The sequence below is a fragment of the Streptomyces daghestanicus genome, from assembly GCF_020521275.1.
Lineage (GTDB): Bacteria > Actinomycetota > Actinomycetes > Streptomycetales > Streptomycetaceae > Streptomyces > Streptomyces griseoviridis.
On record NZ_BNDX01000002.1, the window covers coordinates 257648 to 272086 of the forward strand.

The following is a 14439-nucleotide window of genomic DNA, read 5'->3' on the forward strand; positions in this document are numbered from 1 at the left end:
GCACGGTGCGCGCCTCACCACCCCTCTGCTAGGGAATAGTTGTCGTCCGGCAACCGTCCCTCAGTCACCGCCGGGACGCAAGGCGCCCGGGAGAAGGGCACGGAAACATCACAATCGGCCTCCTCGGCGACAACCCGGGCATTCCCCACAGGTGTGCGGACAGGCACCGGCGAAGGACCGCCGCGGGCCCGGCCCCTCTCGCCGGGCGGCACGGACGCGGGCCCCGCGTTCGCCGGGTGGCGGGGGTACGGCGCCCGTGCCCCCCGGGCGGCTACAGGTACAGCCCCGCGTCGGAGGCGTCCCGCGGCTCCGGCAGGGCGGTCGGTGACGTGCCCCGGCGCAGCGCGTACAGCTCCGCCAGCGTCGCGCCCTCGCGGCCCACGCCCTCCTCGGTGCCGAGCCAGTTCACCGCCTCCGCGCGGGTCAGCGGCCCGACCTCGATCCGGGCGAGGCAGCGGCCGGGGCGGACCACGGCCGGGTGGAGCCGCTCCAGGTCCTCGTTGGTGGTGACCCCCACCAGCACGTTGCGTCCCTGGCCGAGCAGGCCGTCGGTGAGGTTGAGCAGCCGGGACAGGGCCTGGCCCGCGGTGTGCTTGGCCTCGCCGCGGATCAGTTCGTCGCAGTCCTCCAGGAGCAGCAGCCGCCAGCGGTCCTTGCCCGCCGCGTCCTCCTCGCCGATGGCGATGTCCATCAGATAGCCGACGTCGGAGAAGAGCCGCTCGGGATCGAGGACGCAGTCCACCTGGCACCAGTCCCGCCAGGACCGGGCCAGGGTGCGCAGCGCGGAGGTCTTGCCGGTGCCCGGCGGGCCGTGCAGCAGGAGCAGCCGCCCGGCGATGTCCTCGGGGCCCGTCTTCATCAGACGGTCCATCGCGTCCGCGACCGGCGCCGTGTAGTTGGGCCGCACCTCCTCCCAGGTGCCGGCGGAGATCTGCCGGGTGGTGCGGTGCGGGCCCCGGCGCGGGGAGACGTACCAGAACCCCATCGTCACGTTCTCCGGCTGCGGTTCGGGTTCGTCCGCCGCGCCGTCGGTGGCCTCGCCGAGGACCTTCTCGGCCAGCTCGGCGCTGGTCGCCGTCACCGTGACGTCGGCGCCCCGGTTCCAGCGGGAGATCAGCAGGGTCCAGCCGTCGCCCTCGGCCAGCGTCGCGCTGCGGTCGCCGTCGCGTGCGGCGCGCAGCACCGTCGCGCCCGGCGGCAGCAGCGTCGCCGCGGAGCGCACCCGGTCGATGTTGGCCGCGTGTGAGAACGGCTGCTCGCCCGTCGCGAAACGGCCGAGGAACAGCGCGTCGACGACGTCGGTGGGGGAGTCGCTGTCGTCGACGTGGAGCCGGATCGGCAGCGCGTCGTACGGGTTGTCTGACATGCCGCCATGATCCGGCACGCCGGCGGCGCGTGCACCCGGTTTCCCACCGACACACGCCGCCCCGCCGGTCAGCGCCCCGCGTCCGCGAGGACCCGGCCGCCCAGCCGCCGCGCCCGGCGCACCACCGCGTACCCCTGGGTGAGGGCCCGGTCCCGGGCGAACGCACGGCCGATCCCCCGGCCCTCGACCAGCCGCGCGAACTCCTCCGCCCCGGTACGGCGACGGACCGTCACCCGGCGCAGCGCGTACGGCCCCTGGGCGCGGCGGGCCAGTCCGTTGCCCACCGCCAGCGCCTGGGCGTACCCCGTCTCGCGCACCGCCGCGCGCACCCGGCGGTCGGAGTACCCGTAGGGGTAGGCGAAGGAGAGCGGTGCCGTGCCCACCTGGTCGGCGACGATCTCCCGGCAGCGGACCAGTTCGTGCCGCAGGTCACCGGCGGGCACCTGGTCGAGCTGCGGGTGGGTGTGGCTGTGCCCGCCGATCTCCACGCCCGCCGCGGCCAGTTCGCGCACCTGGTCCCAGCCGAGCATGGTGTCCAGGGCGCCGCCGGTGTCGTACGGGCCGCGCAGCCAGCCGGTGGAGACGAAGAGCGTGGCCGGGAAACCGTGCCGCGCCAGCACCGGCAGGGCGTGGCGGTGCACGCCCTCGTAGCCGTCGTCGAAGGTGATGAGCACCGGCCGGGCGGGCAGGGGCCGGCCGCCGCGCCAGGCCGCGGCCAGCCGCGCGGTGGTGACGGGGGTCAGGCCCCGGTCCGCCACCACCGCCATCTGCTCCGCGAACGCCCGCGGGGTCACCGACAGGGCGCGGGTGGCGTCGTTCGGTTCGGCGGCGACCGCGTGGTACATGAGGATCGGCACGCGCGGGTCAGTCACGCGCGCCACCCCCGGCCGGTGCCGGCCCGAACGTCACGGCGCCCCGCCGGGCCCGGAGGCTGCCCACCGCGTAGCCGCCCGCCGCCGTGAGCACCCCGGCGACGATCGCGCCCGCCCGGCCCGCGCCGCCCGGCCGCGCCAGCAGCGCGTCCCGCAGCCCGCGCGCCACCCCGGCGGGCAGCACCCGGGCGGCGTACCGGCGTTCCGACTCCAGGCCCTTCGCCGCGCCGACGCTGCGGGTCACCAGCGCCTTGGACAGACCCTCGGCGTAGGCGCGGGCGCGGAAGTAGGCGAAGCGCTCGCGCGGCGCGGGCACCCGGTGGTGGATGACCGCCCGGTCGTCGATGAGGAGCACGGCGTCCGGGCGGGCCCGGGCGAGGCGGATGCACAGCTCCGTCTCCTCGCCGCCCAGCGGGCGCCGGTCGCCGCCGCGGCCGATGCCGGTGGCGAAACCGCCCGCCGCGTCGAACGCCTCCCGGCGGAAGGAGGCGTTGCCGCCCAGCACGTTGCGCACCCGGACCCGGCCGGGGGGCAGGCCGCGGTACGTGCAGCCCACCACCCAGTCGAACTCCTCGGGGAACCAGCGGGGCCGGCGCCCCGACGCCCACACCGGCACGGTCCGCCCGCCGACCGCCAGGACGCGCGGGTCGTCGTACGCCCCGGCGAAGTGCAGGAGCCAGTCCCGCTCGGCGACCGCGTCGTCGTCGAGGAAGGCGATCACCGCGCCGCGCGCCGCCGCGACGCCGGTGTTGCGGCCGGCGGACAGCCCGCGGGGGCCCGCGTTGGCGAGCACCCGCACGTCACCGGCCGCCGCGTACTCCCTTGCCAGCCGGTCCCCGAGCTTCTCGTTGTGGTCCACGACCAGCAGGGTCTCCAGCGCCGGGCGGGACTGCGCCCGTACCGAGGAGACCGCCGCGAGGACGTCCTCCCAGCGCTCCTCGGTGTAGGCGCAGATCACCACGGAGATGTCCGGAGCGCTCAAGACGCCTTCCTCCGGACCTGACGGGCCTGACGGGCCTGACGGGCGGGACGTGCGGGGACCGCGCCGGGCACCGGCGACCGGTCACGGCCGCCGCGCGGCGCACGCCGGTTGGCACGCTCCCGCAGGATGACTCTCAGCACCCGCAGCCCGTCCCGCACCGCCCGCAGGTTGCTGACGCCGTGGATGCGCAGGTACTCGTGGCTCGGTATCTCCTGGACCCTCAGACCCGCCGTGACCACCCGGATGTTCATCAGGGTCTCGACCTCGAAGCCGGTGCAGTCGAGGTCGATCTTGTCCAGGCAGTGCCGCCAGAACGCGTTGTAGCCATAGCACAGGTCGGTGTAGCGGGCGCCGAACTTCCGGTTGACGGCAGCGCAGAGGGCGGCGTTGCCCACTCTGCGGATGAAGGTCATGTCGTCGGTGCCGCCGCCGTTGGCGAAGCGCGACCCTTTGGCGAAGTCGGCGCCGGAGACCAGGGCGGAGACGTACGACACGATCTCCTGGCCGTCGGCCGAGCCGTCGGCGTCGACCATCACGATGATGTCGCCGGTGCACGCCTGGAAGCCGGTGATCAGCGCGTCCCCCTTGCCCTTGCCGCGCTGCTCCACCACCTTGACGTCCGGCCGCAGCGCGCGGGCGACGGCGACGGTGTCGTCGGTGGAGCTGCCGTCCACCAGGACGACCTCGTGTATCCAGTCGGGCAGCGTCTTGAAGACATACGGCAGGTTCTCCGCCTCGTTCATCGCCGGTATGACCACGCTCACCGGCGGAGCGATGGCCAGATGCGAGGAGACGGGCCGGTACTTCGTCGCGCCCGACGGCTCCGTGCCGGTGGCGGGCGGCCGCAGAACTGAGCTCATGGGTCTGGTCCCTCTCGTCCGGCGGACCGCCCGCGCCAGGGGTGGTCCGGCTGTGTGTCCGGTTCGAAAGGGGGGTCGGGCTCACGCACGGCACGGTGACGGCGACGCTCCGTGCCCGCCGGTGAGCCGGCAGAACTGGCCGACCGCTCCGAAGACGGCGGCCGACCGCGCGGCACGACCGACCCGACGACCGGTCAGATCGCCGGGTACGGCACCCCCCTACCGCGTCCCGCCCGGTCCGCCGCGGTCCCTGAGCCCTCCCCCGGGCCGTGTGCCGACGTACCGATGCGAGTGAGATCTATGACGGTATTGACGATTGAACCCGTATGGCAAGGCCCGGAACGAGCCCTCACGTTTTTGATGTTTTGCGGTCATCGCGCGGCCTCAATGTCGCGCAGACCGGCGGAAATCGTCAAGACGGCCTTCTGCCGGGTCACCGTTCGGGTCATTTTTGGCATGAGCACTTCCTGTCAACACGCGTAGCTGTTACCAACGTTGAGGCAGAGAACCTGCTAAAGGGAGGTTCCATGAGACGTTCCCGACTTGTCGGATACCTGAGTTCCGTACTCCTCGCCGCGTGCGCCGCCCTCACCGGGGCGGCCACGGCCGAGGCGTCCGGATCGGCCGCGGCGACCGGCTATGTGGCCCTCGGCGACTCCTACTCCTCCGGAGTGGGCGCCGGCAGCTACACCTCCGCCAGTGGCGACTGCAAGCGCAGCACCAAGGCCTACCCCCAGCTCTGGGCCAACGCCAACTCACCCTCGTCCTTCGACTTCACCGCCTGCGCCGGCGCCCGTACGGGTGATGTCCTCGCCGGACAGCTCACCCCGCTCAGCGGCTCCACCGGCCTGGTCTCGATCAGCGTCGGCGGCAACGACGCGGGATTCGCCGACGTCATGACGACCTGTGTGCTCCAGTCCGACAGCGCCTGCCTGTCCCGCATCGACACGGCCGAGTCCTACGTCGACTCCACGCTCCCCGGCAAGCTCGACAGCGTCTACACCGCGATCCGCGGCAAGGCGCCCAACGCCCGGGTCGTCGTCCTCGGCTACCCCCGCTTCTACAAACTCGGCACCACCTGCGTCGGCCTCTCCGAGACCAAGCGGAAGGCGATCAACGACGCCTCCGACCTCCTGAACACCAAGGTCGCCCAGCGCGCCGCCGCACACGGCTTCACCTTCGCCGACGTCCGTCCCCCCTTCACCGGCCACGAACTCTGCTCCGGCAGCGCCTGGCTGCACAGCCTCAACGTCCTCAACGTCGGCGAGTCGTACCATCCGACGGCCGCCGGCCAGTCCGGTGGCTATCTGCCGGCCCTGAACAGCGCCACCTGATCCGGCGCCCCGCCGGGGCCGTCCCCCGGCACGGGGACCGCGGAGAACGGAAGGCGAGGGGGAGGTCCCGTCCGTCGGGACCTCCCCCTCGCACGTCACCGGGAACGGCACGGTCCCCGAGCCGGTGCGCACCGGCTCCCGCACCCCGGCACCTCGGCGCCGGCCGCGCTCCCCGCGGGGCCGCTCCGGCGGTCCCGGCGGGGAGCGGAGGCGGAGAGCGGAGGCGGAGAGCGGCGGCCCGTACGCCCCGGCCGCCGAGGCCGTGGGGGCGTACGGGACGGCCGGCACCGTCTGCGTGCCGGGCGGGCCGCCCGCGCCCACGCTCCGCAGGCCCCGCTCGGGCCGCCCGGCGGGGAGCCGCGCGGCCGGGTCCCCGCGCGGCAGCCCCTCGACGACGGGGCCGGCGGCCCGCAGCCCGGCCGGCACCTCGGCGCGGGCCCGCCGCACCGTTCCCGTGCCGCCGCCCTCGCCGAGCGGGGCAGGACGGGGTAGCGGCCGGCGACGACCCGTTCCCCGCCGGGGTCCTCGGACACCGGTCTCCCGAGGGGCGCCCGTTCGCCCGACGCGGCGGACACGGCACCGGGCCGGACGGGCGCGTGCTTCCGGTCGCGGAACACGCGCCCCGGCACGCGCCCGCGCCTCCGTGTGCTTCCCCCGGTGGCGACACGCCCCTGACCGCCCCGGCCCCGGCCGGACCGCGCCGCCACGGACGGTGACCCCCCGGACCCCGTGGCGGCCCCGCCCGGCCCGCCGACCGGCCGCTTGTCCAACTCACCCTGGAATCTGCTCGATTCGGAGAGTGATCGTCAACGCCCTTGCGGGGAAGGTGATTCATGGGACCGCGATACACGCGAGCCCCGCAGGGGAGATAGGGTTAGCCTGCCCGCGCCGGGTGGACTCGTTACGGGTGGGGAGTGACATGGAACAGATAACAGTGCGCAGCAGGGCCAGGGTCCCTGCGATCACCTGCGGGAGCAGCGCGACCAGTTCGCGTCTGGACCGCCATCTCGCGGTGCTCGGCGGTCCCGCCGTGCCCCAGCGCGAGACGGTCGAGGCGACCTCGCTGATGCGGGAGCTGATCGCCCGGGAGCCCGCGCGTGAGCACAGTGGCAGGCGTGCCCGGGTCCGCCGGGTTTCGCTCTTCGCGCCACTGCGCCGCCTGCGGCGTTCGCTGTTCGGCAGCAGCTGAGCCCGCGCTCGACGGTCACACCACCCGGCGTCGCGCACCCGTCGTCCGCCATCCCCACGGCACGCGGCGCCCCTCACCGGTGTGTTCCCGAGCGCGGGCCCTCCCGTTTCCTCCCCCGGTACGCCACCCCTCCGCGGTTACATGTTTGTCATGCACACATATTGACGGGGCAATGATCCGGCTTCAGTGTTGCTGATCGTTCGCACCCGACGAGCGGCTGCTGCACCCCACCTCACCCCCGGAGGCGTGTGTGTGTGACCTGCACGACCAGCACGACCACGAGGCGACCCCGGTCAACGGCTCCGGCCTGAGCAGGCGCCGGATCATGCAGTTGCTGGGCGCGGCCGGTGTCACCACCGCCGCCCTGGCCGCGGACACCGACCCCGTGATGGCCGCCTCGGCCGACGACACCCCCGCCGCCTACACCGCCCCCACCGGCCTCGCCGAGGACAGCCCCGCCAAGCGGAGCGCGCTCGCCTGGATCGAGGGCCACGCCACCCGCATCACCGGCCTCAACGCCGCGATCTGGGAGCACGCCGAGCTGAGCCTGCGCGAGTGGAACTCCTCCCTCGCCCAGGCCGACTTCCTGAAGAAGGCCGGCTTCACCGTCGAGTTCGGCACGGCCGGCTTCCCCACCGCCTTCACCGCGACCTTCACCCAGGGCAAGGGCGGTCCGGCGCTCGGTTTCAGCGGCGAGTACGACGCGCTGCCCGGCCTCTCCCAGCGCCAGGGCGTCGGCCACCACGACCCCCGCGAATACGTCCACGACCCCTTCGCGCCCGGCTACGGACCCGGCCACGGCTGCGGCCACTGCGCGCTCGGCACCGCCGCCGCGTCCGCCGCCGCGGCGGTCGCGGCGGCGGCGAAGAAGCACCGCCTCCCGGTCACCGTGAAGTTCTTCGGCTCCACCGCCGAGGAGACCCTGATCGGCAAGACCTACGCCGTCAGCAGGGGCGTCTACGACGGCCTCGACGCGTTCCTCGACTGGCACCCCTCCACCGCCAACGCCACCGGCTGGGGCAGCACCACCGCGATGACCGCCGTGACCTTCACCTTCCTCGGCGTGGCCGGGCACGGCGGCACCCCGCTGGGCAACAAGAGCGCGCTGGACGCGGCCGTGATGATGGCGACCATGTCGGAGTTCCTGCGCGAGGAGAACCTCGCCCCCTCCGGCCGGCTGCACTGGGTGATCAACAACGGCGGGGACATACCGAACGTCACCCCGGAGATCGCGGAAATCTCCTATTACGTCCGCGAGGGCAGCCCGGCCCGGGTCCAGGTCCTCCTCGACAAGGTGATCGCCGTCTCCGAGGCGGCGGCCAAGGCCGCGCAGACCTCGGTCCGCCACCGGATCACCGCCGCCTGCTGGAACCAGCTCCCGTCCAAGTCCTTCGCGGAGCTGATGTACGACAACATGCGGCAGATCGGCCCACCCGAGTTCACCGCCGAGGCGCAGACCCTGGCCAAGGAGCTCCAGGCGTCCCTGGGGCTCCCGCAGAAGGGCCTGCACGCCGAGGTCGCGGCGCTCACCGCGCCCAACCCGGTCTTCATGGGCGGCGGTTCCACCGATGTCGCCGACATCAGCTGGCGGGTGCCGACCGTCTCGATGGGTGCCGCCCTCGCCCCGATCGGCACCAAGATGCACACCTGGTCCACCGCCTCCTGCGCGGCGGCGGCCCCCGGCCGGGCCGCCGTGCTCGCCGCCGCCAAGTACCTCGCCGCCACCGCCGTCGACCTGCTCACCCAGCCGGAACGGCTGAAGGCGGTCAAGGACGAGTTCGCCGAGCGGACCAAGGGCGTCGAGTGGCGGACCGCCCTGCCCGAGGGGTACGAACCGCCGATGTACGAGCCGCCCCGGTGGTTCCTGGAACGGACCGGGCAGTCCTGGCCCCCGGAGAACATCACCTGGCCGCCGCGGCGCGTCGTCTCCCGGGAGAAGTTCTCCTCACTGGGCCCCGAACTCGCCCCGCAGACCTGACTCCGCAGACCTGACCTGGGCCGGTCCTACCGCTCGCCGTGCGCGTACCGGCGTACGGCGAGCGGGACGAAGACCGCCAGCAGCACCGCGCACCACGCGAGCGTCCCGGCCACCGGGTGCGCCACCGGCCAGGCGGCGCCCTCGGGGACCGGCGCGTTGCCGAACAGGTCGCGCAGGGCCGTCGTCACCGCGCTGATCGGGTTCCACTCGGCGGCCGTGCGCAGCGGGCCCGGCAGCCCGTCGGCCGGGATGTAGGCGCTGGACAGCAGCGGCAACAGGAAAGTCGCCCCGCCCAGTTGCCCCGCCGCCTCCTCGTCGCGGGTGAGCAGGCCCAGGAAGATGCCCGCCCACACGCAGGCGAACCGGAACAGCAGCAGCAGCGCGAGCGCCCCGGCCGCGGCGAGCGCGCCGCCCTCCACCCGCCAGCCCACCGCGACGCCCACCAGCAGGAACGGGACCGTCCCGGCGGCCGTCAGCACCGTGTCCGCGACCGCCTGCGCGAGCGGCACCGCGGCCCGGCTCACCGGCAGCGTCCGCAGCCGGTCCGTCACGCCCCGGTGGACGTCCTGGGCCGCCTGGAACATGCCGGTCATGATCCCGCCCGCCGCCGTCGCCGCCAGCAGCCCCGGCACCAGGAACGAACGGTACGCGGCGCCCGGCACCGCCAGCGCGCTGCCGAAGACGTACCCGAAGAACAGCAGCATCGAGACAGGCATCGTCTGGGTGAGGACCAGCAGGCCGGGGTTGTTCCGCGCGCGCCGCACCTGCCGGCCCAGCAGCGCGATGCCGTCGTGGGCCAGGCCGTAAGCCGGGCCGTGCGTCAGGGTGCTCATGCGGCCGGTGCCTCCTTGGTCGTGGTCAGCCGGAGGAAGACGTCGTCGAGGGTGGGCGGGCTGACCCGCGCGTCGGCCAGCGGCACGCCCGCCGCGTCCAGCGCGCGCACCAGCCGGGGCAGGGTCAGGGTCGGGTCGGTGCTGACCGCGCCGACGGCCGTCCGCTCCCGGTCCACGACGGCCTCGGTGCCGGTGAGCCGGGCCAGGACGGCCGCCGCCCGGGGCAGCGCGTCCGCGTGCGTCACCACCGCCTGCGCGTACGCGCCGACCCGGGCCTTCAGCTCGGCGGGCGACCCGGTGTGCGCGGACCGGCCGCGGTCGACCAGCACGATGTCGTCGGCGAGGCGGTCGGCCTCCTCCAGGTACTGCGTGGTCAGCAGCACGGTCGTGCCGTCCGCCCGCAGCTCGCGCACCGCCTCCCAGACGCGGTTGCGGCCGGCCGGGTCGAGGCCGGTGGTCGGCTCGTCCAGGAACAGCACCTCCGGGCGCCGGACCAGGCTCGCCGCCAGGTCCAGCCGCCGGCGCGTCCCGCCCGACCAGGTGGACACCGGCCGGTCGGCGGCCTCGCCGAGGCCGAACCGGTCGAGCAGCGCCGCCGCGCGGCCCGCCGGGTCCCGGACCCGGTGCAACCGGGCGAACAGGCGCAGGTTCTCCCGGCCCGTCAGGTCCCCGTCGACCGACGCGTCCTGGCCGGTGACGCCGATCCGACGCCGTATCGCCGCCGGTTCGCGGACCAGGTCCAGGCCGGCGATCCGGGCCGATCCGGCGTCCGGTCGCAGCAGCGTGGTCAGCAGCCGTACGGCCGTCGTCTTCCCCGCCCCGTTCGGCCCGAGCAGGCCGCACACCGTCCCCTCGGCCACCGCGAGATCCAGCCCCCGCAGTGCGCGCACCTCGCCGAAGCGCTTCTCCAGACCCTCACTAAGTACAGCGTACGTAGTAGTCATGGGCCGACCATAGCGCACTACGTACGCTGTACGTAACTAGGATGGTGGCCGAGGTGATGACCGATGGCGGGCCGAGCGGCCGTACCCGAAGTGATCTGGGCGCGCCCCGAGCGCACCGGCCGAGGACCCAGGCCCGGCTACAGCCGCGCCGACATCGCGGCCGCCGCGGTCCGGCTCGCGGACGCCGGGGGACTGGACGCGGTCTCCATGCGGCACGTCGCGGCCGAGCTGGGCTGCGGCACCATGTCGCTGTACAACTACGTCCCCCGCAAGGAGGACCTCCACGAGCTGATGGTGGACGCCGTCAGCGGGGAGCACACACTCTGGGAGCCCTCGGGGGACTGGCGGGCCGACATGTTCCGGGTCGCCCGCGACACCCGGGCCCTGATGCACGCCCACCCCTGGCTGCCCCGGCTGATGTCCCCGGCCTACGGCTTCAGCCCCCACGCCCTGCGCTACCTGGAGCACTGCCTGGCCTGCCTGGACCCGCTGGCGGAGTCCTACGGCACCAAGATGCAGCTCATCGCGCTGGTCAACGGCGTGGTGACGACGTACGTCAGCAACGAGCTGGCCACCGCCGAGCGCACCCGCTCGCTGCCCTGGTCCGCCGAGGAGGAGCAGCGGGCCCGCGTCGCCTACCTCGGCTCGCAGATCGCCGGCGGCGCCTATCCGCGGCTGGCGGCGGCCTTCACCGAGGACGCCGGGCCGATCGACCTGGAGGCGGTGTTCGAGGAGGCGCTGCGGCGGGTGCTGGCCGGGTTCGGGTGACCCCTACAGCAGGGCCAGCTGCCCCTCGGGGCCTTCCTCCCGGCCGTCCAGCACGGAGGCGGGGGCGCGGGCCGGGCGGGGGACCGGGAGGACGCCCGCCGCGCGGAGGTCGGCGGCGGTGACCGGATCGCTCACCGTGAAACCGGCCCGCGCGGCGCGGACCTCGGCCAGCAGCGCCAGTACGGTGATCAGCTCCAGCAGCTCCGAGGTCCAGGCCTGCGGCCAGCCGGCCGGGCGGATCGCGGCCAGCGTGCCCGGCTCGCCCTCGGCGGTGCGGGCCGCGAACCACCGCTCCAGCACCCGTTCCCCGCCGGCCGGCGCGTCCCACGCCTCGGGCGGCACCGGGGAGATCCGGCCCTCGTCGATGTGCAGGACCTCCTCGTCCCGGTCGTAGCGCAGGACGAGCGGGCGCGGCGGCAGCGGGGCGCGGACGTACGGGCGGCGCCCGCCGGGCAGCTTGGGCCGTTCGCCGTCGCGCCGCAGCAGCCACAGCGCGCGGCGGCCGAGCCGCACGCCGTGCTCCCACAGCCCGGGGTCCGAGGTCAGCGGCACCACCGGCGTGCCGGGTCCCCGGCCCGACGCCGTCGTCACCGCCGTCGTCACCGTGATCGTCCAGGCCAGCACGTCCAGCGGGTCGGGGCGGCTGCCCAGCCGGGCGGCCAGGTGGTCCAGCAGCCCCGGCGCGAGGTTGGGCTCGGCGCCGCCGGGGCGGCGGTACAGCGGCCGGACCCGGCCCGGCCCGAACAGCGGCAGCAGCGAGGTTGCGAGCAGCGGGTCGGAGGCGTCCGGAGTCTCGACGACGAAGACCTGGCGGGCGTCGGCCACCCGCCACAGTTCCGGGCGGGCCGCGTCGATCAGCCGGTGGTCGGGGAGCAGCCACTGCTCGTCGAAGGGCGCCCGCAGCACCCGTACCGGCTCCGGGCACGGCCCCGAGGCGCGGGCCAGCCGCTCCGTCCCCGCGGCGATCCCGGGCAGCTGCCCGACCGCGGTGTGCGGGGTGCGCGCCCGCGACGGCCGGAAGAGGGCCGCCCGCTCCGGCCCCGCCGCTTTCATCAGTGTGTCCCAACGGGCCTTCAGGGACGCCGCGTCGGGGGCCGCCGGCCACTCCCGGCCGAGCCGGAGCGGTGCGACGGACCACGGCATGAGGTCCGCCAGCGGCGGCGCGTCGTCGTGCGTCACGCCGGGCATCGTACGACGGCCGCCCGGCCCCTCAGGTGGCGTCCAGGGTGACGCCGAAGGAGAAGCGGTCGCCCCGGTAGTGGATGACCGCCACGTCCAGCACCCGCCCGGCCGGGTCCCGGGTGACGCCCGTGTAGTGCAGGATCGGGCTGAGCAGCGGGACGTGGAGCAGGCGGGCCGTCTCGGGGTCCGCGAGCCGGGCCTGCACGGTGTCCGTGATCCGCCCGATGGCCACGCCCACCACGTCCCGCAGCACCTTCGTCATCGGGTGCCGGGTGAGGTCGTCCGGGTCGATCCGGGCGGCCAGTTCGGGCCGGACGTAGTTGCGGGCGTGATTGGTCGGCTCGCCCGTCTCCTCGTCCCCGCGCAGCCGGTGGTACGTAGCGACCTCGGTGAGGTCCGGGAAGCAGTCGCCGAGCCCGGCGGGCACCGGCCCGCTCCCGTGCGCCAGCACCTCGCTGCGCATCCCCGACTGCTGGGCCACGATCGCGTCCACCGAGCCCAGCAGCCGCACCGGGGCGGTCTGCGCCACGTGCGGCTCGATGAACGTGCCCCGCCGGCGGTGCCGGGTGATCAGGCCCTCCTCCTCCAGCTCCTTGAGCGCCTGCCGCATGGTGAGCACGCTGACGCCGTAGTGCCCGGCGAGCTGCTCCTCGGTCGGCAGCCGCAGCGGATCGCCGGGCGAGCGGCCGAGGATCGACGCCCGCAGCGACTGCGAGACCTGGTACCACAGCGGCAGCTTGCGGTTGAGGACGAGGGAGTCCGGGGTGAAGGACGGGACGGGCGCGGGTGGCGTGTTCATGGGCGGAAGTGCCGCTCCAGACCCCGCCACACGGCGTCGTAGTCCCGTTGCAGGTGCGGCGCCCCGGCGGCCTGCGCGGTCAGCGTCACCGGCCAGCGCGTCTCGAACATGAACGCCAGCCCGTCGTCCACCTTCTGCGGGCGCAGCTCGGCGGCGCTCGCCCGGTCGAAGGTCTCCCGGTCCGGGCCGTGCGCCGACATCATCCCGTGCAGCGAGCCCCCGCCCGGCACGAAACCGGACGCCTTCGCGTCGTAGGCGCCCTCGATCAGCCCCATGTACTCGCTCATCACGTTCCGGTGGAAGTACGGCGGCCGGAACGTGTCCTCGCCCACCAGCCAGCGCGGCACGAACGCCACGAAGTCCACGTCCGCCAGGCCCGGCGTGTCGGACGGCGAGGTCAGCACGGTGAAGACGGACGGGTCGGGGTGGTCGTACGTGATGGACCCGAGGGCGTTGAAGCGGCGCAGGTCGTAGACGTACGGGACGAGGGTGCCGTGCCAGGCGACGACGTCGAGCGGGGAGTGGTCGTAGCGGGCCGTCCAGAGGTTGCCGCAGAACTTGTTGACCACCTCCACCGGCCCCTCCACGTCCTCGTACGCCGCCACCGGGGCGCGGAAGTCCCGTGCGTTCGCGAGGCCGTTGGCGCCGATCGGGCCGAGGTCGGGGAGGCGGAAGGGGGTGCCGTAGTTCTCGCAGACGTAGCCGCGGGCGGTGGCGTCGAGGAGGTCCACCCGGAAGCGGACCCCGCGCGGGATCAGCGCCACGTGCCCCGGCTCGGCGGCCAGCAGCCCGAACTCGGTGCGCAGCAGCAGGCCGCCGCGCTCCGGGACGATCAGCAGCTCGCCGTCGGCGTCGCTGAACACCCGGTCCATCGGGGCGTCCGCGTGGTAGAGGTGCACGGCCATCCCCGCGCGCCGGGTCGCGTCGCCATTGCCGCCGAGCGTCCACAGGCCCGCCAGGAAGTCGGTGCCGGCCGGCGGCGGGGGCAGCGGGTCCCAGCGCAGCCGGTTGGGGTCGGGGACGGTCTCGGTGAACGGCGCGGTGCGCAGCGTGCCGCGGTCCGAGCGGGTGAACGCCGGGTGCGCGGCCGAGGGACGGATGCGGTACAGCCACGAGCGCCGGTTGTGCGCCCTCGGCTCGGTGAACGCCGTGCCGCTGAGCTGCTCCGCGTAGAGGCCGAGCGGCGCCCGCTGCGGCGAGTTGCGGCCCTCGGGCAGGGCACCCGGCACGGCCTCGGAGCCGTGCTCGTTGCCGAAACCGGACAGATAGGACAGTCCCGCCGCGGTCTTCCGCGCGTCCCCGTGCATGAGTGCTCCCTGGAGCGATCCGGTG

13 protein-coding genes are annotated in these 14439 nt (G+C 74.5%); 4 read left to right on the top strand and 9 right to left on the bottom strand.

What is annotated here, in order from left to right:
- Positions 1–271: 271 nt before the first annotated feature.
- The 4 genes from Sdagh_RS01305 to Sdagh_RS01320 form a co-directional block, all read right to left on the bottom strand.
- A complete protein-coding gene (locus Sdagh_RS01305) occupies positions 272–1366 on the bottom strand; it encodes a DUF5925 domain-containing protein (RefSeq protein WP_189422763.1) in 1095 nt (364 codons plus the stop codon).
- Positions 1367–1434: 68 nt separating this feature from the next.
- Positions 1435–2238: a polysaccharide deacetylase family protein gene (locus tag Sdagh_RS01310; protein WP_189422764.1), complete on the bottom strand. Its 804-nt coding sequence runs from the start codon at positions 2236–2238 to the stop codon at positions 1435–1437.
- Positions 2231–3220, bottom strand: coding sequence for a glycosyltransferase family 2 protein (locus Sdagh_RS01315; RefSeq protein WP_190078216.1), 990 nt, complete (start codon positions 3218–3220; stop codon positions 2231–2233). Before Sdagh_RS01315 ends, Sdagh_RS01310 begins: the two co-directional genes overlap by 8 nt.
- Positions 3217–4080 (bottom strand): glycosyltransferase family 2 protein, encoded by an 864-nt coding sequence (locus tag Sdagh_RS01320; RefSeq protein WP_226534415.1) that lies wholly within the window; start codon positions 4078–4080, stop codon positions 3217–3219. Before Sdagh_RS01320 ends, Sdagh_RS01315 begins: the two co-directional genes overlap by 4 nt.
- A gap of 527 nt (positions 4081–4607) precedes the next feature.
- On the opposite strand from Sdagh_RS01320, the gene Sdagh_RS01325 reads away from it, so the two are divergent.
- From Sdagh_RS01325 to Sdagh_RS01335, 3 genes are all read left to right on the top strand, one after another.
- Complete coding sequence (locus Sdagh_RS01325; RefSeq protein ID WP_190009672.1) at positions 4608–5414, top strand: SGNH/GDSL hydrolase family protein; 807 nt, start codon at positions 4608–4610, stop codon at positions 5412–5414.
- A 919-nt stretch (positions 5415–6333) separates the two neighbouring features.
- Entirely contained in the window at positions 6334–6603 is a 270-nt protein-coding gene (locus Sdagh_RS01330; protein ID WP_189422767.1) for a hypothetical protein, read from the top strand.
- Between the two features lie 250 nt (positions 6604–6853).
- On the top strand, positions 6854–8581 hold the full coding sequence (locus Sdagh_RS01335; protein WP_189422768.1) for an amidohydrolase: 1728 nt from the start codon (positions 6854–6856) through the stop codon (positions 8579–8581).
- Positions 8582–8607: 26 nt separating this feature from the next.
- On the opposite strand, the gene Sdagh_RS01340 is transcribed toward Sdagh_RS01335, so the two are convergent.
- On the bottom strand, positions 8608–9414 hold the full coding sequence (locus Sdagh_RS01340; protein ID WP_189422769.1) for an ABC transporter permease: 807 nt from the start codon (positions 9412–9414) through the stop codon (positions 8608–8610).
- Entirely contained in the window at positions 9411–10358 is a 948-nt protein-coding gene (locus Sdagh_RS01345; RefSeq protein WP_189422779.1) for an ATP-binding cassette domain-containing protein, read from the bottom strand. The genes Sdagh_RS01340 and Sdagh_RS01345 overlap by 4 nt, the downstream gene beginning before the upstream one ends.
- Before the next feature lie 63 nt (positions 10359–10421).
- On the opposite strand from Sdagh_RS01345, the gene Sdagh_RS01350 reads away from it, so the two are divergent.
- The gene (locus Sdagh_RS01350) at positions 10422–11126 is read left to right on the top strand and encodes a TetR/AcrR family transcriptional regulator (protein ID WP_189422781.1); all 705 of its coding nucleotides are present in this window, start codon (positions 10422–10424) and stop codon (positions 11124–11126) included.
- A 3-nt stretch (positions 11127–11129) separates the two neighbouring features.
- Here Sdagh_RS01350 and Sdagh_RS01355 read toward each other — a convergent pair whose 3' ends face one another.
- Genes Sdagh_RS01355 through hmgA form a run of 3 tightly spaced genes read right to left on the bottom strand, consistent with a single transcriptional unit; the run spans position 11130 to position 14414 of the window.
- The gene (locus Sdagh_RS01355) at positions 11130–12314 is read right to left on the bottom strand and encodes a type ISP restriction/modification enzyme (RefSeq protein ID WP_189422783.1); all 1185 of its coding nucleotides are present in this window, start codon (positions 12312–12314) and stop codon (positions 11130–11132) included.
- A gap of 22 nt (positions 12315–12336) precedes the next feature.
- Positions 12337–13107: a GntR family transcriptional regulator gene (locus tag Sdagh_RS01360; protein ID WP_189422785.1), complete on the bottom strand. Its 771-nt coding sequence runs from the start codon at positions 13105–13107 to the stop codon at positions 12337–12339.
- Positions 13104–14414, bottom strand: coding sequence for a homogentisate 1,2-dioxygenase (gene hmgA / locus Sdagh_RS01365; RefSeq protein ID WP_189422787.1), 1311 nt, complete (start codon positions 14412–14414; stop codon positions 13104–13106). The genes Sdagh_RS01360 and hmgA overlap by 4 nt, the downstream gene beginning before the upstream one ends.
- Positions 14415–14439: the final 25 nt, after the last annotated feature.